The 19,395-nt window shown below is 62.2% G+C and carries 28 protein-coding genes; 23 read left to right on the plus strand and 5 right to left on the minus strand.

All coding sequences use genetic code 11. The annotated features are described in order from the left end of the window. The coding region (locus tag J2X50_RS17395; RefSeq protein ID WP_429096793.1) for a DUF7666 domain-containing protein at positions 1 to 523 on the minus strand (523 nt) is incomplete at its 3' end. Positions 524 to 626: 103 nt separating this feature from the next. Here J2X50_RS17395 and J2X50_RS17400 point away from each other — a divergent pair. From J2X50_RS17400 to J2X50_RS17435, 8 genes are all read left to right on the plus strand, one after another. Continuing rightward, positions 627 to 920 carry a hypothetical protein gene (locus J2X50_RS17400; RefSeq protein ID WP_429096795.1) on the plus strand — a complete coding sequence of 98 codons (294 nt, stop codon included), beginning with the start codon at positions 627 to 629 and terminating at the stop codon, positions 918 to 920. Continuing rightward, a complete protein-coding gene (locus J2X50_RS17405) occupies positions 895 to 1,119 on the plus strand; it encodes a hypothetical protein (protein WP_429096798.1) in 225 nt (74 codons plus the stop codon). Before J2X50_RS17400 ends, J2X50_RS17405 begins: the two co-directional genes overlap by 26 nt. Before the next feature lie 41 nt (positions 1,120 to 1,160). Continuing rightward, positions 1,161 to 1,316 (plus strand): hypothetical protein, encoded by a 156-nt coding sequence (locus tag J2X50_RS17410; protein WP_429096801.1) that lies wholly within the window; start codon positions 1,161 to 1,163, stop codon positions 1,314 to 1,316. 97 nt (positions 1,317 to 1,413) lie between these two features. After that, on the plus strand, positions 1,414 to 1,857 hold the full coding sequence (locus J2X50_RS17415) for a dATP/dGTP pyrophosphohydrolase domain-containing protein (protein WP_429096803.1): 444 nt from the start codon (positions 1,414 to 1,416) through the stop codon (positions 1,855 to 1,857). Beyond that, positions 1,858 to 2,193: a hypothetical protein gene (locus J2X50_RS17420; protein WP_429096805.1), complete on the plus strand. Its 336-nt coding sequence runs from the start codon at positions 1,858 to 1,860 to the stop codon at positions 2,191 to 2,193. It abuts the gene before it with no gap. A 120-nt stretch (positions 2,194 to 2,313) separates the two neighbouring features. Beyond that, positions 2,314 to 2,676 carry a hypothetical protein gene (locus J2X50_RS17425; RefSeq protein WP_429096807.1) on the plus strand — a complete coding sequence of 121 codons (363 nt, stop codon included), beginning with the start codon at positions 2,314 to 2,316 and terminating at the stop codon, positions 2,674 to 2,676. 113 nt (positions 2,677 to 2,789) lie between these two features. Next, entirely contained in the window at positions 2,790 to 4,829 is a 2,040-nt protein-coding gene (locus tag J2X50_RS17430; protein ID WP_429096809.1) for an AAA family ATPase, read from the plus strand. 336 nt (positions 4,830 to 5,165) lie between these two features. Next, positions 5,166 to 5,480 (plus strand): hypothetical protein, encoded by a 315-nt coding sequence (locus tag J2X50_RS17435; protein ID WP_429096810.1) that lies wholly within the window; start codon positions 5,166 to 5,168, stop codon positions 5,478 to 5,480. Positions 5,481 to 5,733: 253 nt separating this feature from the next. On the opposite strand, the gene J2X50_RS17440 is transcribed toward J2X50_RS17435, so the two are convergent. After that, positions 5,734 to 5,919, minus strand: coding sequence for a hypothetical protein (locus J2X50_RS17440; RefSeq protein WP_429096812.1), 186 nt, complete (start codon positions 5,917 to 5,919; stop codon positions 5,734 to 5,736). Positions 5,920 to 6,206: 287 nt separating this feature from the next. Here J2X50_RS17440 and J2X50_RS17445 point away from each other — a divergent pair, with 287 nt between their 5' ends. Further along, on the plus strand, positions 6,207 to 6,491 hold the full coding sequence (locus tag J2X50_RS17445; RefSeq protein WP_429096814.1) for a hypothetical protein: 285 nt from the start codon (positions 6,207 to 6,209) through the stop codon (positions 6,489 to 6,491). Positions 6,492 to 6,502: 11 nt separating this feature from the next. Here the strand turns inward: J2X50_RS17445 and J2X50_RS17450 are convergent, their stop codons facing one another. Continuing rightward, positions 6,503 to 6,790, minus strand: a complete 288-nt coding sequence (locus J2X50_RS17450; protein ID WP_429096815.1) for a hypothetical protein — start codon at positions 6,788 to 6,790, stop codon at positions 6,503 to 6,505. Between the two features lie 157 nt (positions 6,791 to 6,947). Next, entirely contained in the window at positions 6,948 to 7,154 is a 207-nt protein-coding gene (locus J2X50_RS17455; protein ID WP_429096816.1) for a hypothetical protein, read from the minus strand. A gap of 188 nt (positions 7,155 to 7,342) precedes the next feature. Here J2X50_RS17455 and J2X50_RS17460 point away from each other — a divergent pair, with 188 nt between their 5' ends. From J2X50_RS17460 to J2X50_RS17485, 6 genes are all read left to right on the plus strand, one after another. Beyond that, entirely contained in the window at positions 7,343 to 7,774 is a 432-nt protein-coding gene (locus J2X50_RS17460) for a hypothetical protein (RefSeq protein WP_429096817.1), read from the plus strand. A 318-nt stretch (positions 7,775 to 8,092) separates the two neighbouring features. Beyond that, on the plus strand, positions 8,093 to 8,416 hold the full coding sequence (locus J2X50_RS17465) for a Gp49 family protein (RefSeq protein WP_429096819.1): 324 nt from the start codon (positions 8,093 to 8,095) through the stop codon (positions 8,414 to 8,416). Positions 8,417 to 8,556: 140 nt separating this feature from the next. Next, complete coding sequence (locus J2X50_RS17470; RefSeq protein ID WP_429096821.1) at positions 8,557 to 9,993, plus strand: hypothetical protein; 1,437 nt, start codon at positions 8,557 to 8,559, stop codon at positions 9,991 to 9,993. Then, a complete protein-coding gene (locus J2X50_RS17475) occupies positions 9,993 to 10,277 on the plus strand; it encodes a hypothetical protein (protein WP_429096823.1) in 285 nt (94 codons plus the stop codon). Before J2X50_RS17470 ends, J2X50_RS17475 begins: the two co-directional genes overlap by 1 nt. Beyond that, entirely contained in the window at positions 10,274 to 10,576 is a 303-nt protein-coding gene (locus tag J2X50_RS17480) for a hypothetical protein (protein WP_429096825.1), read from the plus strand. Before J2X50_RS17475 ends, J2X50_RS17480 begins: the two co-directional genes overlap by 4 nt. 63 nt (positions 10,577 to 10,639) lie before the next feature. Continuing rightward, the gene (locus J2X50_RS17485; RefSeq protein ID WP_429096826.1) at positions 10,640 to 11,266 is read left to right on the plus strand and encodes a class I SAM-dependent methyltransferase; all 627 of its coding nucleotides are present in this window, start codon (positions 10,640 to 10,642) and stop codon (positions 11,264 to 11,266) included. A gap of 6 nt (positions 11,267 to 11,272) precedes the next feature. Here J2X50_RS17485 and J2X50_RS17490 read toward each other — a convergent pair whose 3' ends face one another. After that, the gene (locus J2X50_RS17490) at positions 11,273 to 11,482 is read right to left on the minus strand and encodes a hypothetical protein (protein WP_429096827.1); all 210 of its coding nucleotides are present in this window, start codon (positions 11,480 to 11,482) and stop codon (positions 11,273 to 11,275) included. Positions 11,483 to 11,619: 137 nt separating this feature from the next. Here J2X50_RS17490 and J2X50_RS17495 point away from each other — a divergent pair, with 137 nt between their 5' ends. The 8 genes from J2X50_RS17495 (at position 11,620) to J2X50_RS17530 (ending at position 19,368) form a co-directional block, all read left to right on the plus strand. After that, a complete protein-coding gene (locus J2X50_RS17495) occupies positions 11,620 to 12,324 on the plus strand; it encodes a hypothetical protein (RefSeq protein ID WP_429096829.1) in 705 nt (234 codons plus the stop codon). Continuing rightward, positions 12,324 to 12,548, plus strand: a complete 225-nt coding sequence (locus J2X50_RS17500) for a hypothetical protein (RefSeq protein ID WP_429096830.1) — start codon at positions 12,324 to 12,326, stop codon at positions 12,546 to 12,548. Before J2X50_RS17495 ends, J2X50_RS17500 begins: the two co-directional genes overlap by 1 nt. Continuing rightward, a complete protein-coding gene (locus tag J2X50_RS17505) occupies positions 12,545 to 12,799 on the plus strand; it encodes a hypothetical protein (RefSeq protein ID WP_429096832.1) in 255 nt (84 codons plus the stop codon). The genes J2X50_RS17500 and J2X50_RS17505 overlap by 4 nt, the downstream gene beginning before the upstream one ends. A 112-nt stretch (positions 12,800 to 12,911) precedes the next feature. Next, entirely contained in the window at positions 12,912 to 13,349 is a 438-nt protein-coding gene (locus J2X50_RS17510) for a hypothetical protein (RefSeq protein WP_429096833.1), read from the plus strand. A 2-nt stretch (positions 13,350 to 13,351) separates the two neighbouring features. Next, entirely contained in the window at positions 13,352 to 15,004 is a 1,653-nt protein-coding gene (terL, locus tag J2X50_RS17515) for a phage terminase large subunit (RefSeq protein WP_429096834.1), read from the plus strand. Beyond that, positions 15,004 to 17,196 (plus strand): hypothetical protein, encoded by a 2,193-nt coding sequence (locus J2X50_RS17520; RefSeq protein ID WP_429096836.1) that lies wholly within the window; start codon positions 15,004 to 15,006, stop codon positions 17,194 to 17,196. The genes terL and J2X50_RS17520 overlap by 1 nt, the downstream gene beginning before the upstream one ends. 73 nt (positions 17,197 to 17,269) lie before the next feature. Continuing rightward, the gene (locus J2X50_RS17525) at positions 17,270 to 18,259 is read left to right on the plus strand and encodes a hypothetical protein (protein ID WP_429096837.1); all 990 of its coding nucleotides are present in this window, start codon (positions 17,270 to 17,272) and stop codon (positions 18,257 to 18,259) included. A gap of 23 nt (positions 18,260 to 18,282) precedes the next feature. Beyond that, complete coding sequence (locus tag J2X50_RS17530) at positions 18,283 to 19,368, plus strand: phage major capsid protein (protein ID WP_429096839.1); 1,086 nt, start codon at positions 18,283 to 18,285, stop codon at positions 19,366 to 19,368. Positions 19,369 to 19,395: the final 27 nt, after the last annotated feature.

Consider the following 19,395-nt stretch of genomic DNA (forward strand, 5'->3'; position numbering starts at 1 on the left):
CGGTCGCCGCGCCCTGATAGCCCGAGGCGGTCGCCGCGCCCTGATAGCCCGAGGCGGTCGCCGCGCCCTGATAGCCCGAGGCGGTCGCCGCGCCCTGATAGCCCGAGGCGGTCGCCGCGCCCCGAGTGCCCGAGGCGGTCGCCGCGCCCTGATAGCCCGAGGCGGTCGCGCCTTCTTCGGCCGTTACACGGGCCAGCGTGTATTTGATGGCTGCGTCGATCATCTCGAAATGCGTCAGCTCGCGCACGATCGTGATCTTCCGGGCGGCTATCTTGTCGACCTCGACGTCCATGTCTCCTTCCAGTTCGACCATCGCGAACCGGCTCGTAGCCGGCACGTAATAATCGAAAACAGAAAGCGGGTACTCACAAGCGTGGAAGCCGTTCCGGCACGCTTTGACCGCTCCTGCAACCTCGTAGGTCTCGCCGACCTTGAACTGGTGGTCCCGGCACCGGAAATTCAGGTCGAACCCTTTATAGGCTACGACCTTTGCGCCTGCTGCGTGCGTTTCGGTAGTCATCATTGCCGTCCTTCTCTGTAGGTTGTGCATGTCATTTTGTTGGTTGACTATGGCATACAACTGACATACACAATTGGCAACGTCAAGACGAAAACGGAGAACAAGCGTGGCGGCAAAACCCAAGCGACGCCGGAAGAAGTTCACCCGAGCACCCGGCGCCGGACGTCCACCGACCGGCGTCGAAAAGAAGAGGATCATCGCCTTCCGGATGCCGGCCGATATGATGGACCTTCTGAAGGTCCGCGCGGCCAGGCAGCGCGTGTCGCGCAACATGCTCACCGAGCGGATCCTGTGGGATTACCTGAACCGCGGCGACGACGCCTTGCAGGCGTTGATCGACAACCCGCCGCCGATCGTCGACAGGGAGGCCGCCGGTGCTCAGCCCGACCTCTTCGCTTGACGAGCTGCGCGCGGCCTATCCGCATCTCGGCTTCGCGGTCTATGCGCTCGAGCCAGGCGGTACCGTGACGCTCGAGGTCCACACACCGGACGGCCAGCTCTTTACGTGGTCGGCGCCGACGGTCGACGCTGCCATCGCCAGGGCGTTCCCGCCCGAAACGCTGGAGCCGGAACCCGCTCCGCCCGACATCTTCGACTGACTTGTCTGCTTTCACGACCTACAGAGAAAGGATACCCGACAATGAACAGCCTGACCTACTCGCAGGAAACCGCCATGATCGTCGGCCTTGTGATCGGCTGCGCGATCTCGATCGCGGCCGTTTCCGTTGCCGTCTGGCGCAACCGGCGCCGCGCGACTGACTTCCTGAGCGATCCGGACGATTGGGGGCGGCAATGATCCGCCGCTTCATCAACGATATGCAGCCCTTCGAGCGCGTCGGCGTCGCGCTGAAGCTGGCGATCCTCGTCTACGTCCTTGCCGAGAGGTTTTTGCCATGATCGTTCTAAACCAAGAGGCGCTTGCCATCGCCACCGCCCGTCCTTATGCGGCTCTGCATCGAACGACCGTCGTCCAGGCTATTCGCGATTATCTCGAAGCCCCCCAGTCCCAATCGGGAGAAGCATTCGACATGCTCGCCCATTTGCAAAGGCAGCGGGATTGGTCAGGCCACACATTCGGCCCTGGCTCCAGAACCAAGGGCGTAGTCGATCATATCTGTAGGGAGCTTCGCGAGATCGAAGCCGATCCTTCCGATATCTCAGAATGGATTGACGTGACCATTCTCGCGCTCGACGGGGCTTGGCGTGCTGGTCATACGCCAGATCAGGTCATTGCCGCTTTGGTTGCGAAGCAGGCAAAGAACGAGGCTCGGGACTGGCCTGATTGGCGCACTGCCGATCCCGACAAGGCAATCGAGCACATTCGGGTAGGCGAGTAGATGCGCCAGGCCCTCACCGACGAGCAGGTCAAGCTGCGCTCACACCTGTTCAGCCTGTCGGCGCAGGGCGCCCGCAACCGGCTCGTGCTCGACTACCTGACGCGTATCTACCCCGCCAGCGCTCGCCAGGACGATCTGCTTGCCGCGGCCTACCCTGACGGCAGCGTGCGCCACGTCGCCCATGCCTGGAAGACGCTGAAGGTGATCTTGTCGCGTCTGCGCGCCGAGCTCCGGCCGTTCGGCTACACGATCTCGATGACCGCCGGCGGTGGACCGCGCGTGCCGCAGAGGTTCGGCGTCTACAGAATTGAGCCCATCGACACGACCGTATTGTAGGTTGCGTCTTCCAAAGGCACCCGACATCGGCCTACAGTTATGATCCCGAAAACAGAAACGGCGGTCCTTTCGAACCGCCGTCTCCACCGACAATGACCCTCAACCTACAGAGGCAACACCATGGATAGTCGAAAATCGCGAACGACACAAGCCAACAATACGACATATAGCGCGCTTGTGCCGGGCCAGCACGTCGTTCTCGTCGATGACAGTTGGCGGCCTCGCCGATCGACGCGAGGAAACAGATGGCCGGTCAGAGGCGTCGTCTACACAGTTCGCGAAGCGTTCGTCGACCCTTATGGACGGGTCGCAATCCGTCTAGCCGAGATCGTCAATCCGGTTTTGCACTACTCGGTCGATAAGCGTTCCGTCGGCTATCTGGAGCTCGGTTTCGCCGCGCGCCGCTTCCGCCCGCTGCCCCGCCTGAAGGTCGAAGACTTCGTGTCGACCAACGCGCTCCGCGAGGTCGAAACGGCGGAATGAACATGGTCAAGCTAAATCCCTTCACGACCTATTGGGCGCTCGGCTACTCGCGGCTGATCCCGATCATCCCGCCTGACGCACAAATCTCCGGGCGCTCGTCGCTGTTCAAGCGCGTGGGCACCAAGCAGGACGGCCGCGGTAAGACGCCCGGCACGCGCAGCCGCGACGGACTATGGTCCGGCTTCGATTGGCTCCCCTACGAGGCCGACACGCGCGACCTGGAGCGCTGGCACGAAATGGGCGCCGGCGTCGGCATCAAGACCGGCAACGGCCTGATCGCCATCGACGCCGACACGATGGATGGCGACTGCGCGCGCATCGTCCGCGACCTCGTCGAAGAACACCTCGGCAGGCTCCCCGTCCGCGTCGGCCGATATCCCAAGGCGCTCTATCTCTGCCGTACCTCCGAGCCCTACCGCTACACGCGCGTCGAGTTCGGCGCCCGCAACGACCGGAACGCGCTTACCGACCGCGTCGAGATCCTGAGCGATGGCCGCCAGTTCGTCGCCCACGGCATCCATCCGGTCACGCAGAGCCCCTACGAATGGCCGCGCGAGATCGTCCACTTCGACGATCTGCCGGCCTTCAGCGCGGCTCAAATCGACGGCCTGATGTCGGCCCTCCAGAAGGCGCTTCCCGCCGTAGCCCCTATCGTCCGCGAGGGTGCATCGACCGACGTCAACCAGGAGGCCCTGCGTGGCGCCCTGGACACGGTCAGGAAGGCCGTCGAGGCCACGCCCAACACTTCCGACATCTTCCCTACCCGCGAGGCCTACAGGGACTACGGCTACGCCATCAAGGCCGCCCTGCCCGACGACCAGCTAGAAGCGCTGGAGCTCTACCACGACTGGTGCGCCAGATGGACGGACGGCGACAACGATCCCGATATCGTCGAGGCCGACTGGCGCCGCATGAAGCCGCCTTACCGCCGCGGCGCGGGCTGGCTCTACGAGCTCGCCGAGCAGCACTCGCACGGTGCCTTCAGCCTGGCGGAGGCATGGTTCGACGACATCGACACCCTGCCCCAGGTCGAGCTAAATCCCTTTGAGGTCGCAGCGGCCAAAGAGGCTCAACGCGAGAACACCGATGTCTTCCCGCTGCTGTCAATCGGCGACCTGTTCGACCGTCCGCCGCCTGTGTGGCTCATCGGCCGCCACATCCCGCAGAAGTCGGTCGGCTTCGTCTACAGCGAGCCCGGCGCCGGCAAGACCTTCATTACCCTGGACATGGCGCTATCGATCGCCCACGGCGTGCCGACCTGGCACGGCGACGAGATCAACCCCGGCACCGACACGCCGGCCGTTGTCTACATCGCCGCGGAAGGTGCGTTCGATCTCGGCGACCGCATCCGCGCCTGGTTGAACAGGCGGGGCTTCGCTGACAATTTATCTAAATCCTTTTTCGTGCTCGAGCAGACCGTGAAGTTCATGAGCGCGGACGACATCGCCAAGCTGGTGCGCACGCTGCGCGGCGTCGCCGATCGGATCGGCCACCCCGTCCTGGTCGTCGTCGATACCGTCTCGCGCGCCCTGCCTGGCGCCGACGAGAACTTGCAGAAGGATATGACGCTATTCGCCGAAGCGTGCGACGTGGTCTCGCGCGCCTTTGCCTGCGCAGTCATAGGCGTTCACCATGCCGGCAAGAGCGGCGATATGCGCGGATCCACGGTGCTGCAAGGCGCTGGCGACTTCGTTTTCCGGCTAACCAGGAAAAAGGGCGCGACCGTCGGCGAGCTCTACGCGGAGAAGATCAAGGCGGCGCCGGACGGTTGGAGCGAGCACTACAGGCTTGACACCGTGACCGTGTCCGACGGCCGGTCTTCGCTGGTCGTCGAGCGCGCAGAGATGGGCGTCGGCCCCCGTGTGGAATTGACGCCTGATATAGCTGTGGCCGTGTTGCGGGCGATGGACGCGGCGTGGCTTGCGGGCGAGCCGTGGTCCCTGGCGCCCCAGGCATCTGTTGAGCGGCGCGCAGTCCGGCGCATGGTGATGGACTTCGGATTTGACGCTGCGAAGGCTGAAGAGTTGCTGGCGCTGTGGCAGCAAACGGGCGTTATTGCCGTTGAAACCCTGTCCGCAAAGCGTCGGCTGATAGGCTTGAAGGTGAAGGCGGCGCCCGGACATGCTGTCCAGAATGAAGATATTTTCGGCTAAAATGGCGGCGAGGGTTAGGCGAGGGTTCGGCGAGGGTTGCGCATGGTCCGCTGTAAGTCATTGATTTCATTAGGCGAAAGTCAAATGGCGAAAGTCGGGCGAAAGTCGGGCGAAAGTCGCCGACAATTGGCGAAAGTCCCTAGCTAAGTATTTGATTTCATTGGTGGCGAAAGTTGGCGAAAGTCGTTGGCGAAAGTTGCCTTATTACACACCTTCGGTGGAGGCGGCGACTTTCGCCCGCCGCTTCGCCGCCCGCCTCCCCGATCTCGGTGGCGGAATAGGAAAAAACTATGTAGGACAGTTTGTCCAGAATTGGCCGACGCAAAGGGGAGACGCATGCGGTCCATCAAGCTAATCGCAATAGCGGCCGCGCTATCGGCATGCACAACCCAACAGGCCGACGTTGAAGAAAGTAGGTTCGCGTCGTTCAAAGGTATGTCAATCGCCCAATTCATGGCCGAGACTTTAGTCACACCGAGTGACTACTACGAGGCGAGCGGTTTTCGTGTTTTCGTCGCCGACAAACGTGCGCCGGACGCGCGTTTCGGCTGCACCATCCATTTGGAAACGAAGGCCAACGGTAAAGGGCAAGGTCCGGAAGGTTGGACAATTGTGCGCACCCGACGTCAGGGCGGGTGCGCACAGGTCTAGCCGAACACCGTTCGGTCCGCTTTGACGGGTTTGCCCGGTGCACGGTGCTTGCGGCAGCGTTTGTCGTAGAAGGTCGTCTTCTGGCCCACGTATTGCGTGAACACCTTTCCGCAGTTCGCGCACAAACTTTCGAGAGCCGCCAGTTCATACGGAGGTCGATTTCTTCGCGTAGACTTTTCGAGGGTCACTGAGACACAAAAGTAATGCTGGCCGTTGTGCGCAAACAAGTCGCCCTTTCTGATTATAGCGGGTCTCATTTGAGCGCCTCGTTGTGCTCGTCGCAGATTTTCTGAAGCTTTTGGACAAGCGACCTCGGCGCCAATCCATCAAACAACAGGCGGTCGTCGTGTGGAACACCGCCCTCGATGATGTCGAGAACCGCGAAGTTGGTAGCTCGAGGTAGCGGAAGGCGAGTTCGAAAGTCGATGATTAAGGCCATGAGCGTATCCCGTTCAAAGGAATGTTGATCCAGGGGTTGAACAACCGCGCTCGACGGCTCCGCACGCCTTTAGGCTTTCGCCCTGGACATGATGCGTGCGGCCCCTGGACCAATTCTGTGTGCGGGTGAAGGGTCTTTCGGATAACCTTCTAACCGCGAGCGACGGGCGTTCAAACCCATCGCCAAGGTATGATATACTTCTCGCAATGTCAAACTTAACCTAGCGATCGAAGACGCGTGTCACCAAGCGATCAATGCACCGCCCCGCCAAAAGCGCGGGCAGGGTGATGACGACGATTAAAGCAGCGCCAGAAACAAGCCGGACCATGACGTATCGCTTCCCGAACCGTGAAAGTTGCGCAGGAGAAAGGGCGCGCCGCTCATCCGCCCGCCTTCGTATCGAGTTGTGGGCGAAAGGTTCAGCGGACAATTTGTCCGAAGGAATGGCCGACGTTCAGGCAAAAGTAAAGGGCGCCTCAACGGCGCCCCTTCAATCGGGAAACGATATGGCCGACACAACGGCCGAAGATGATGGCGGGCGCCGCGGCTATCAGGATGAGCGCGGCGCCTAACAGGATCCACGTCAAAGGCGGCCCTCGCGCTTTATGGGCTTATCGCTGCCGTGATACGCCTTTCGCGCGTCGAGCTCATCCCAGGCGGCTTTCACATCCAAGCGCGCGTTGAGGTAGTCGCGGGCAAGGTTGGCCTTGCTTAATAGCGAACTGCCCTTGGCGAGCTCGACGATATCCGCGAAACGCATTTGGCCCATGCCTGCCGCAATGGTCGCGTCGAGAACCTCGGCCCAACGAGCGTTGCGACGAGTGATCAATTCGTGGAGTTTCTTGGCGGAAAGTGTGGTTAGATCGGTCACGGCCTATCCCTTCCGCAAGCGGCTCGCACGCCTTGAACGCTCATGCACTCGGACGTTTCCCCGTCCTTGAGTAGCTCCACCCAATTCCCGCGCAACGTGACGACGAAGCCAAAAGCACGCGCGTAGTCGTCCACCCATTTCTGAAAGCTGTTCATGGTCAGACGCCTTTCGCCAGCACGAAGAACGAAACGCCGTCGTTACTCGGCGCGGCTGACGGCACCCACACATAGCAATTGCCGTACTCGAGGCCGCCACCCATCCAGCCGCCGCGCCACTCGAACTTTTCCGCGAGCGCCTTCGCCGCCCTGTCGTGGAAAGCGGCGGCGATGCGGAAGAGATCGGCGTTAACGAGTGCGGTTTTCATGGTGGCATTTCCTTTCTGTCGGTTTGTATGTTGGTTGTATGCCACATAATAATAGACACTGTCAAACAGAATTTTTCGGCCCTTGGATTGCGTACCGCCGCCATCCGATGTAACTGTATAACATCACAAACGTAACGTTATTACATCACATGCCACGCAAAGACGGTAAGCTAACTAGGGGTGAAAAGGTGCTGGCGGAGGCGTACGCCACGACGGGCAACAAGGCCTTTGCGCGCCACCAAGCCGGCATGAGCGCGATTAGCGGCAACGCGGATAAGGCGCTGCAAAGGCCGGCAGTCCAGGCCGAAATTGCACGCGTGCAGCTCGAAAGGCTGTTCAATGAGGCGTTGCCGGCGGCCGTCAGCACGATTGTTTCGATCCTGAACAACGACAAGGCGCCAGCCGGCGCGCGCGTCCAGGCCTCAAAGGTCGTTTTCGACCGCACGCTAGGCCGCGATGAGGCGTTCAAGGGCAAGGATCCGCACGAAATGACGCCCGACGAGCTGGCGAAGGCCATCGACGAGCTGAAGCGCTTGGCCGCCGACAAGGCTAAGCCGGTGCTCGAGCTCGAGGCGTCGGCGATCGACGATAGCGACCAGGGCGGCGACATTTTCGAGTGATTGTGCGCAGGTAGTGCGCAAGAACGGCGCGCAAAGCCTTAGTTTGCAAGGCTTCTAACTGTATTAGTGAGACAGTTAGCGCGCCGCGCGACCGCCTCGCCGGCCACGCGCGACCGCCTCGCCGGCCACCAGGCCGGACCCGGCCCCCCGGCCATAGTCCGCTCGCCGATCCGGTGGCTGTGCCGGGTGCTCACAGAAAAATTCGCCCCAAAAACGAAACGGGATGTCTTGTCCTGTCAGCCTTCAATCCGTACATTGCCGGACATAACGCCGCGACCGGCGTCTGAAACGCAGCCGCCTAGCCCGAAGAGGAAGACCATGGCGAACCGTGACGAACAGGCCCTCGAAGCCGAACTCCAGCGCAAGAATTTGAACGCTCCCCGGCTCACGCCCGACCACATCGACGGCCAGATCGTCGACGCGGCCTACCACGTCTTTCCGGGCACGACGCTGACCGTCTGCGCGCTCACCCTGCGCAACGGCTTCCATGTCATCGGCGAGAGCGCGGCCGCCTCGCCGGCGAACTTCGACGCGGAGATCGGCCGCAAGATCGCGTTCGACAACGCCCGCAACAAGATTTGGGCGCTTGAGGGCTACCTGCTCCGCACCAGGCTCTCCGAAACCGTGTCCGCCGTCGCTTGACAAACTGGCCGACAACGGCCAACATAGAACCGTCCTCTCAAGACATCCGCACCAGACAAGGCCGCCGCCCCACCTCGCCCGGCGGCCTTGTTTTTTGTCCATTTTGACGGTAGACATTGGCCGACAAAGAGGGTTCTCCGGTGGCCGATCCGACCAAATTCGTTCCTGGCTACAGCTACAGCAACTACCAGACGGCGAACCCGTCCAAGCCCCTGCCCGCGCCGCAGGTCGACAACGACATGGCGAATATCGCGCTGTCCGTGGGCCAGCTCGTCGACGCGGTGAAGGACGTCCGGCGCTCGGATGGGGCGGTCGGGAACAAGTCGATCGGTTTCGACCAGCTCAAGGACGAGTTGAACGGCTTCGGTTTCGAGCCGCCGTCCGAATGGGCCGCCAGCGTGGCGTATGTCGTGCGCGACACGGTGTTCTACGGCGCCGGGTTCTATCGGTGCATCGTCAGCCACACGTCCGGGCTGTCGTTCGAAGACGATCTCGCCGCCGGCAAATGGGATCTGGTGGCGGATTTCACCGCGGCGACTGCGGACGCAGCGGCGAGTGCCGCAGCAGCAGCCGCGAGCGCGACGACAGCGACCACCCAAGCCACGAACGCCTTCAATTCGGCCACCGCAGCGGCCGGCAGCGCGACGACCGCGACGACCCAGGCCACGAACGCCTCCAATTCGGCGACAGCGGCTGCCGGCAGCGCGGCGACCGCGACGACCCAGGCCACGAACGCCTCCAATTCGGCAACGGCAGCGGCCGGCTCGGCGACACTGGCCCAGGATTGGGCGGCGAAGGCCGAGGACGATCCCGTCTCGGGCGGGCTCTATTCGGCTTTCCATTGGGCCATGAAGGCCGCCGCGTCGGTCGTCGGGAACATCGGGGCGGCGATCCACTCGTTGACGGACAAGGCCACGCCGACGGGCGCCGACGAGCTTGCGATCTCCGACAGCGCGGCCGCGTGGGCCTCCAAGCGGTTGACGCTCACCAATCTGGCGGCCTGGTTGGCCTCGCTGGCGCAGACGCTCACCAACAAGACGCTGACCAGTCCGACGATCAACACGCCTACGATATCGGGCGGAACGTGGACAGGCGGTACTGACCTTGCCATTGCCGATGGCGGTACCGGCGCGAGCACGGCAGCAACAGCGTTCAGCAACCTGAAACAGGCAGCATCGGACACGGCAACCGGCGTTGTAGAACTTGCGACCGCCGCTGAGGTAGCTACCGGAACGGATACCGGACGCGTTCCGTCTGTTTCGACCATGGGCAGTCATCAAGGCATAGCCAAGGCGCGGGTTAGGTTCAACGGCACTGGCACCGTGGCCATTACTGACAGCTACAATGTGACGTCAATCACCGACAACGCAACGGGCGATTATACCGCCAATCTGTCGATCACTATGGCCAACGCGAACTTCTCAGCAGTCGGCTCAGGCGGAACTGACGGCTCAGGGAATGGCCGATGGATAGCGATTAATTCCGTCACTACCACGACCGTCCGCGTCGGCACTTACTCGTCCAGTAGCACGCAGAACGACGCCAACTTCGTTTCGATTGCTGTATTTGGAGACTGATGAAAATGGTCCAGCGCATCATTTATCCGACCTTGAGCGGCGGCGTCGCCGTTCTTATCTGCCATCGAGGGGACGGAACTCCCCTATCCCCGCTTCCCCTTTCGGAGGTAGCTCGCAAGGACGTGCCCGCAGGGTTCCCGTTTCGCATCATAGATGAAGCGGATATTCCTGCAGATCGCAGCCAACGCGAACTTTGGGCGGCGGATTTCAGCACGCCCGATGGGTACGGCATCGGTGCCGAAGCGTGGTTTGCGGAACAGGCCGCGCAGGAGGATGCAGAATGAACGTCATCACTATCCGCCCCGCACCGCTACCGAACGTGCAGGACTACCAAGGTGCGATTGTCTCGTTGCTCGACGCCAAGGCGCAGGAACGCCGTTACGACAATGCCGTGTCCATCTCGACATATCTCGGGAGCACCAACTCGCAATGGGCCGGCGAGGCTTCGGCTTTCGTTGCCTGGCGGGATGCGGTGTGGGCTTATGCATACACCGAACTTGACAAAGTGTTGGCCGGGCAGCGGCCACAGCCGACCATCGAAACACTTCTGAGCGAACTGCCCGCGATGCAATGGCCCAATTGACAACCCTTGCGACGGAGGTCGGAAACTACTAAGCGAGTAAGCAACGTGCTTAGGGTTTCGAAGATGTTCAATCTGCTCAGAAAATGGAAAAGCGGGAATTTCCGCTCAGGTGAATATTGGGACCGGCGCTATCGCGACGGCGGAACCTCCGGCGCAGGGTCATACGGCAGACTGGCCGAGTTCAAGGCCGAAATCCTGAACGCGTTTGTCACTGAGAACGGGGTCAAAACGGTCGTCGAGCACGGCTGCGGCGACGGCGCTCAGCTCGAGCTCGCCAAGTACCCGGAATATGTCGGGCTCGATGTCTCTCCGACCATTATCGAGACGTGCCGAAAGCGCTTCGAAGGGGACGCGTCGAAACAGTTCCATGTTTCCGGCGCCGATGTCGGCACCCATGACCTGGCGCTGTCCCTCGATGTCGTCTACCACCTGGTCGAGGACGCCGTATACCTCCAGTACATGCAACGGCTGCTCGGCTCGTCACATCGCTTCGTCGCGGTTTATGCCAGCAACTACGACAAGTGGGCCAAAGCCACGCATGTCAGGCATCGCCGCTTCACCGACGCGATTGCCGAGGCCGGGCAGTGGTCCTTGATTAAGTACGTCCCAAACCGCTATCCGTTCGACCGGCAAAACAAGAACGAAACCAGCTTCGCGGATTTCTACTTCTTCGAGCGGTCAGCTGACTAGCTGTCGCTAATCCCCCACGTCCCTCGGCGGCTTCCAGCCCTTCGGCATTGTCGGTCTCTTCGGGGCTGACAACTTCTTCTCGACCGAAAAAATGCTGCTCTCATAGACTGACACTGGCGTTCCAACGCCGGGGATATGAACGGCGATTAGATCGCCCACCAGCTTCGTCACCTCGCATTTTATGACGACGGTATCGCCTACCTCGATCCTTGGCATCTGAAAGCCCTCCCATCCCAAGAAGTTGTAGCGGGAACGGCCGGCTTTCAACCGTCTTCGAATTTCGCGCGCCAGGCATCCGATTGCCAGCGCGTACAACTGTATGTTATGACGGCCAACAAATATGGACATCCGACATGCCCGAGAACATTCCCTACGAAGGCAAGGTGCTGCTGAAGTTCATCCGCGAGACGGAGACCGGCAAGGACGCTGGCGCCTACGAGACGATCTTCGGCCACAACCAGGACAAGCTGCCGAAGTCGATCACCGCGATGACCATCGCCGAGATCCAGAAGGCTCAGCCGGGCTGGTCGAAGAAGTTCGGCTCCAGCGCCACCGGCGCCTACCAGCACATGAACGCGACGCTCAAGGAGCAGGTCAAGGAAGGCCTCGCCGACCCGACCGAGAAGTTCACGGCTGCCGTGCAGGACCGTCTCGGCTTCGCGCTGTTGAAGCGCCGCGGCTTCCTGTCGTTCATGACGGGCAAGATCGACCGCAACGAGTTCGCCAAGCGCCTGGCGCAAGAATGGGCGTCCTTCCCCGTCCTCGAACCCACGCAGGGCGCGCACCGCAAGCTGAAGCGCGGACAGTCCTATTACGCCGGCGACGGCCTCAACAAGGCGCTCGTCAGGCCGGAGGACGTCGAACGGGTGCTCGCCGAGGTTCAGTCCGTGCCGCGCATCGTCGACAGCTTCGCCGACCCGGTGAAGCCGGCGCAGAAGCCCGGCAGCAAGTCGATGACCGCGGCAACCAGCCTCCTGGCGGCCGGCGCCATGGGCGTGGTCTACGCCGCGTCGGAATGGATCGGCGACACCTTCCGCTGGATAGGGAGTTTCTTCTAATGTGGGACCGTATCCGCCGCTTCTTTCGCAATAGCGAGACGATCTTTTGGGCTCGCGCCCAGGCCTTTGTCGGCCTACTGGCCGGCATCGCGACCTACGTCGATCCGCAGTTGGTCGCACCGGTGCTGCCGGCAAAATGGCTGCCCATTTACCTGCTCGTCAACGGCGTGCTGACCGAATACCTGCGGCGCCGGCGCGGCGGCACGGGAGACAGCGGCGCGTGACCGCCCTGCTCTACAAGATCGGCGTCGCCGCCGTTATCGTCGGGCTGGCCTTCGGCGCCGGCTACGTGAAGGGCAAGAACGCCGGTCGGATCGATCAGTTGCAGGCCACGGTAGAGGCCTACAAGACCAGGAAAGCGATCGAAGGCGATGTCCAGAACCTTGATGCTTACGCTCTGTGCGATCAGCTTGGCGGCCTGCCAGACGAATGCGAGCAACTGCGCGGGCTGGACCAAGCCGCCGAAGGCAAATGACCCGGCGCGGTTGGCAGTTCAGGAAGAACCGCTCGCCCGCTGGATCGTGACAACCGACCGCTACGGCGTGGCGCAGAAGTGCTGGAAATAGAGCGTGTCGCGGGAAGCTGATATGCATTTGCCGCCCAAAGGCAAGATCGAGTGGAACCTGAACACGATCATTACGCTGATCGGGTTCGGCGCCGGCCTCGCCGCCTGGGGCACCACTTGGGGATCGTTCACCGCTGACGTTCGGGCGATGGACCAGAAATTCACCGCATGGGCCACCGCTCACGAAGGCGGCCACAAGGATAGTCTCGCCGCTCAGAAGGAGAACGACGGCCGCGTCGACGCACGTCTTGGCAACGTCGAGAACGAAGCGCGCAAGATCGACAATCTGGCCTATAGGATCACCGTCGTCGAGCAGTCGCAGGCGACCACCTCACAGGCTTTGAAAGAGCTCAAGGACGCCGTCAACGGGCAAGCGGCCGACATAAAGGTCATGCGGGAAATTCTGGAGCAGATGCGCGAGACGCAAGGGCTCCAGCGCCGGCTGCCTGCCAAGGGTTAGCCGTGCCGCACCCAAACGCCATCAACCCGAAGACCGGCAAGCGCTACGGGTGGGAAGCCGAGCAGCGCGAACAGCGCGGCGAAGACGTCAAGACCATCAACAAGCAGATCGCGCTGCTCGAGCGCGTGCAGATGGCGCAGCAGGCGCGCGACCGCTTCATGCCGTTCATCCGGTTCACGATGCCGGACAGTGAGGATCCGAGCGACGTCAACAAGTCCCGTTACAAGAATGCGCGGCACCACGACGCCCTGGCGCGTGTCATCGAAGAGGTCGTCAAGGGCGAAATTCCGTTCCTCATCCTGACCATGCCGCCACGACACGGCAAGACCGAACAGGTGTCGAAACGCTTGCCGGCATGGGTGATCGGCAAACTCCCCGAGTGGAACGGCGTCGTCGCGACCTATAACGACGACTTCGCGGCGGACATCGGCAAGGAAGTCCGCGCGATCGTGAGCACGCCGCAGTTCAAGCAGGTGTTCCCGAAAACGGGCCTGCGCCGCGGCGGCGCCGCTTCCGACCGTCTCCAGACGCTTCTAGGCGGCCAGTGGTCGTTCGTCGGCCGCGGCGGCTCGCTGACAGGCCGCGGCGCGCATATCCTGATCTGCGACGACCTCATCAAGGACGACAAGGAAGCGCAGAGCCAGGCGATCCGTGACCAGGCATGGAACTGGTTCACGAAGGTCGCGATGACCCGCCGCATGGGCATGAAGCTGGTCATCATGACCTTCACGCGCTGGCACAACGACGACCCGATAGGCCGGCTCACGGACCCGGAAAACCCGCACTACAACCGCAAGCTCGCCGAGAAGATCAAGATCATCAACCTGCCGGCCATCGCCGACGAGGACGATCCGCTCGGCCGTAAGCCCGGCGAAGCGTTGTGGTCGGACGGCCCGGACAAGTTCGATCTCGATTTTCTGGAAGAGCAGCGCAGCCTTGATCCGCTCGGCTTCGAAGCGCTCTATCAGCAGCGGCCGAGCCTGTTGGACGGCGATCTTTACCGGCGCGAGAACATCAAGTTCTACCGTCCGAGCGAGTTGCCGGAAGACCTGCGCATCTACGGCGCCAGCGACCATGCCGTCGCTACCGGCCAGCGCAACGACTTCACGGTTCTGCTGAAATTCGGCGTCGACCGCCAGGCGAATATCTATCTGCTCGAGTGCTTCTGGCAGAAGGCGAAATCCGACATTGTCGTCGAGGCAATGCTGAACATGGCGCGCGGCAACATGAAGCCGCTCGTCTGGTGGGCGGAAAAGGGCCACATCTCGAAGTCGATCGGCCCCTTCCTGCGGCGGCGGATGCTCGAGACGAACACCTTTATGAACGTGCGCGAGGTTACGCCGATCGGCGACAAGGCGACACGCGCCCAGTCCATGGTCGGCCGCGTCGCCATGGGCAAGCTCTACTTCCCGAAGGAAGCTGCGTGGACGGAAAAGGCCATCAACCAGATGATGGCATTCCCCAACGGGACGCACGACGACTTTGTCGACACGCTGTCGCTGATCGGGCTCGGCCTACAGAGCCAGTTCGCACCGAGCAATTCTTCTGGTAAGAAGAGGCTCGAAAAGCCCGAATTCGGAACGCTGGCCTGGGTAAAGCTGGCCGACAAGTGGGCGCAGGAGCAGCGCGCGCTCGAAGCGGCTGGAGGTTTTTGATGGATTTTGAGGACGACAACGCCGGACAGATGGACGCGACGCCGGTCGACGTCACCGATGACGTCACCGATGACGGCAAGAACCCGCCCATTCCGGAGCGCGACAAGAAGCTCGTCGAGCAGATCATCCGCACCATCAAGGAAGACAAGCGCCACCACGACAAGGCCTTCGGCCGGATGCGGCGCGACATGCAGGTCGCCATGTGGGGCGCCGAAGAGAACTGGGGCGAGAACAACTATCGCGCCAATGTCACCGGCCGCCACGTCAAGATGAAGACGGCGGCCCTCTACGCCAAGAACCCCCGCGCGACGGCGAAACGGCGCGAAACGCTCGATTTCGCCATTTGGGATGAGAACCCGCAGACGCTTCAGTTGGCGTTCCAGACTGCCATGGCGGTACAGCAGGCGGTCGCGGTGGCACAGCAGGCCCAGGCAGCGGCGCCGATCGATCAGGCGACGGGAATGCCCGCCGTGGTGGAGCCGCAGCTTCCGCCCGGCGCGCAGGAGGCTCAGGCGCTCATCGCGGACTTCCAGCAGGGCATGCAGCGCCGCCAGTTCCTCACGCGCTACGGCAAGACGCTGGAGATCCTGTTTGCGCAGGCGCTTCGCGAGCAGAAGCCGGTCGACTTCAAGCGTGGCATGAAGCAACTCGTCCGGCGGACCAGTACGACCGGCGTCGGCTACATCGAGCTCGGCTTCCAGCGCGAGTTCGGCCCGCGGCCCGGCATGACCGAGAAGCTGGCCGACGCTCGGGCGCGGCTCGACCACCTCCGCAATCTGACCGAAGAGCTCGGCGACGGCGAGTTCAGCCAGGATGACGGGGAGATGGCCGAACTGGAGCACGCTGTTGCGCAACTCCAGCAGGAGCCGGAAATCATTCTGCGCGAAGGGTTGATCGTCGATTTTCCGCAGTCGACAAAGGTCATTCCGGATCGGCTGTGCAAGCAGCTCGACGGCTTCATCGGAGCCCGGCACCTCACCCTCGAATACAGCTACACGGTCGACGAAGTCAAAGAGCTGTTCAAGGTCGATCTCGGCGACAGTTACACCGGCTACTCCGCCGGCGCCGGATCAACGCGCGAGATCAGCTCCAACGACGTCATGGATGACGACTACGAATGGTCGCCGCCGTCCAAGAAGAAAAACGGTCTCGTCTGTGTGTGGAAGCACTACGACAAGCCCTCCGGGCTCGTCTATTACGTCGCCGACGGGTATCACGGCTTTCTTCGTCCGCCCGCCGCGCCGGACGTGTTCGTCGAGGACTTCTGGCCGGTCTACGCGCTCACGTTCAATGCAGTCGAGAGCGAAAAGGAGCTGTTCCCGCCGTCCGATGTGACGCTGCTGCTCGACATGCAGCGGGAGTACAATCGGTCGCGTCAGGGGCTTCGGGAGCACCGCTACGCAGCGCGGCCGCGCTATGTCTTCGCCAACGGCATCTTCGACGAAGAGAATCCGCTGGCTCTGAAGAACCTGAAGCCGTTCGAAGCGCTCGGGCTCAACATGGACCCGACGGCGAAGATCGGAGACATTCTCCAAGTCGTTCCCGTGCCCGGTGTCGACCCGAACCTTTACGAAACCGGCCAGCTATTCTCCGACATGCAGCTCGTCGGCGGCGCGCAGGAAGCGCAGTATGGCGGCGTGTCCAAATCGACGGCCACCGAGAGCGCCATCGCCGCCAACTCGACGAATGCTTCCGACGGCTCCAGCATCGACGACCTCGACGCATTCCTGACAGTCATCGCCAGGGCGTCCGGCCAGGTCCTTCAGCGCGAGATGTCGGAGGAAAAGGTCATGGAGGTCGTCGGCCCCGGCGCGGTTTGGCCGGACGTGACATTGGCCGACATCGCAGGCGAAGTCTTCCTCGAGGTCGAGGCGGGTTCGACCGGCAAGCCGAACCAGGCCGTCGAAATCAACAACTGGAAGCAGATCGTGCCGCTGCTGCTCCAGATCCCGAACATCAACCCGGAGTGGCTGGCTCGCGAAACGCTGCGCCGGCTGGATGATCGCATGGACCTTACCGAAGCCATCGTCTCGGGCATCCCCGCGATCGTCGCGCAAAACACCAACGCGCAGCCGAACATGGCCGACGCAGCGAGCGATCCGAATGCGCAGGGCGGAAAGGGCGCCAATAACGCCCCACAGGCCCCGGCGCAGCCCGGCACGGATGCCGCGTTCGGGAGCAATCAGGTGTAGGTCAATTGTATGTTATGGCTTGCGACAACGCCGGACATAGCGTATCTATCAACGCGGAAACACAGGAGTTTTCATGCCTTCCCTGGACGATAATATCGAGGATCTGGAGCCGTCCGCCGATCCCAACCTGGACGTACAGGCTGATACCGCGGCGCCTGCCGCCAAGCCTGCTGAAGCGAATTCGTCCGCCGCGACAGGCGAAACTGAAGACAACGACCTGCTTTCCGTCGTCCGCGATGTGGTCGGCGAGAGCAAGGCGAAGTCGCAGGCGGCCTCGCCAGCCGAAGGCGAAGAAGACGAGGGTCAAGGCGCGGAGCCCAAGAAGCCGGACGACGAGAACTATGAAGACGTCCCGTTTCACAAGCATCCCCGCTTCCAGCACCTTCTGAGGAAGTCGAAGGCGTTCGAACAGGACGCGGCTCGCTACCAGAATGTGCAGAATTTCCTCGAACAGGCGGGTCTCACCGGCGAAGAAGCCGCAGACGGCCTGTCGGTCATGGGGCTTGCGAAGACCAACCCGGCTGAAGCCTGGAAACAGATCAAGCCGTGGGTCCAGAAGCTGCTTATCGCTTCCGGAGAGGTTCTTCCCGATGATCTCCGCACTCGCGTCCAGAGTGGCGAACTCAGCCAGGAAGGCGCAGTTGAGATCAGCCGGGCGCGCGCGACGGCAGCGTCCGTCACCGCGGCGCAAACCTTCGAACAGCAGCAGCGCGAACGCCGTGAGCAAACCACTCTGCGGACTTCGTTGCTGACGGCTGCCGAGGACTGGGAGCGCGACCGCCAGATCAAAGACCCGAACTTCAGCGCCAAAGTCGAACCGCTCCAGAAGGAGATCGCTTTCCTCCAGATGAAGGAGGGGCGGCCCAACACGCCCGAGGGCGTCAAGGACCAGCTCAAGCGTGCGTACAAGGCTGTGAACGACCAGTTCCGGCCGCCAGCGCCCGCGCCTTCTCAGCAGAGGCGAGAGATCCGTCCCGTCACGGGCGGACAAGTCGCAGGCGGTCAGAAGCCCGAGAACGTGTCGACGCTGGACATCGTCCGCGCCAACCGTCGCCGGGCCTGACCACGGAATGAAGGTCAACAGCCATGGCTTTTACGGCTGACGAAATCGCGAATATCAACAACGCCGCGCTCGAGAATTTCATCGACAAGGGCAAAGTCTGGAAGCAGAACGTTGCCAACAAGCCGATGCTCGCAGCGTTCAACCAGGCAGCCGGCCGGTTCTCCGGCGGCAACGAGAACGTCTCGTTCGCCGTCAAGGCCGGACAGGGCGGCGGCTCTCTCCAGGGTTACTCGGGCGACGACCAGGTCGCCTACTACAACCCGACGGGCATCAAGCGTGCGCGCTTCCCGTGGAAGGAGCACCACATCGGTATGGTCGTCACCCATACCGAGCTGAAGATCGACGGCATCAACATCGTCGAGGACGGCGCTGACCAGGACACGTCCGCGATGGACGGCCGCGAAGAGCACGCTCTGGCGAACCTGCTGGACGAGAAGAACGACACGCTCGGCGAAGACTACGCTTTCTCGTTCGACCGCCTGCTCCACCAGGACGGCGCGGCGGACCCGAAGGCTTTGGCCGGTATCGCGTCCCTGCTTCTGGCGAACCCGAACGCTGGTTCCACCGGCAGCATCAGCCGTGTCGCGAACACCTGGTGGCGCAACCGCGCCGCGACCGCCGCATTCGGCGCCGCTGGCGGTCAGGGTGCGATCACCGTCAACGCCGCGAATGGCGGCGCGCTGATCGAGTTCATGGACAAGGAAGCCCGTGCGCGGTCGAAGTACAAGAACGGCTCGACGCGCGTTCGCTATTTCGCCGGCTCCGACTTCATCGACGGCTACAAGAAGGAGCTCCGCTCGAACGGCTACTACAGCCAGACGGGTTGGCAGGGCCAGAACAACGCCGATGGCGCGATGCCCGATCCGAAGCACGGCGGCCTTCAGCTCGAGTGGGATCCGACGATGGACGACCTCGGCCTGGCGAAGCGCTGCTACGCCATCGACATGGGCCGCACCGGCGTTCGGCTGCTCTACATGGACGGCAATCGGATGAAGAAGCACAACCCGGCGCGGCCCTACGACCGCTACGTGTTGTACAACGGCATCACCACGACCGCCGTCATGATCGCGAAGCAGCTCAACACGTCTGGCGTGTATGATATCGCGTAAGATGTTGGCTGACACGGGGCGCTGACA

This window comes from Aminobacter sp. BE322 (assembly GCF_050433525.1).
In the GTDB taxonomy this organism is placed as follows: domain Bacteria; phylum Pseudomonadota; class Alphaproteobacteria; order Rhizobiales; family Rhizobiaceae; genus Aminobacter.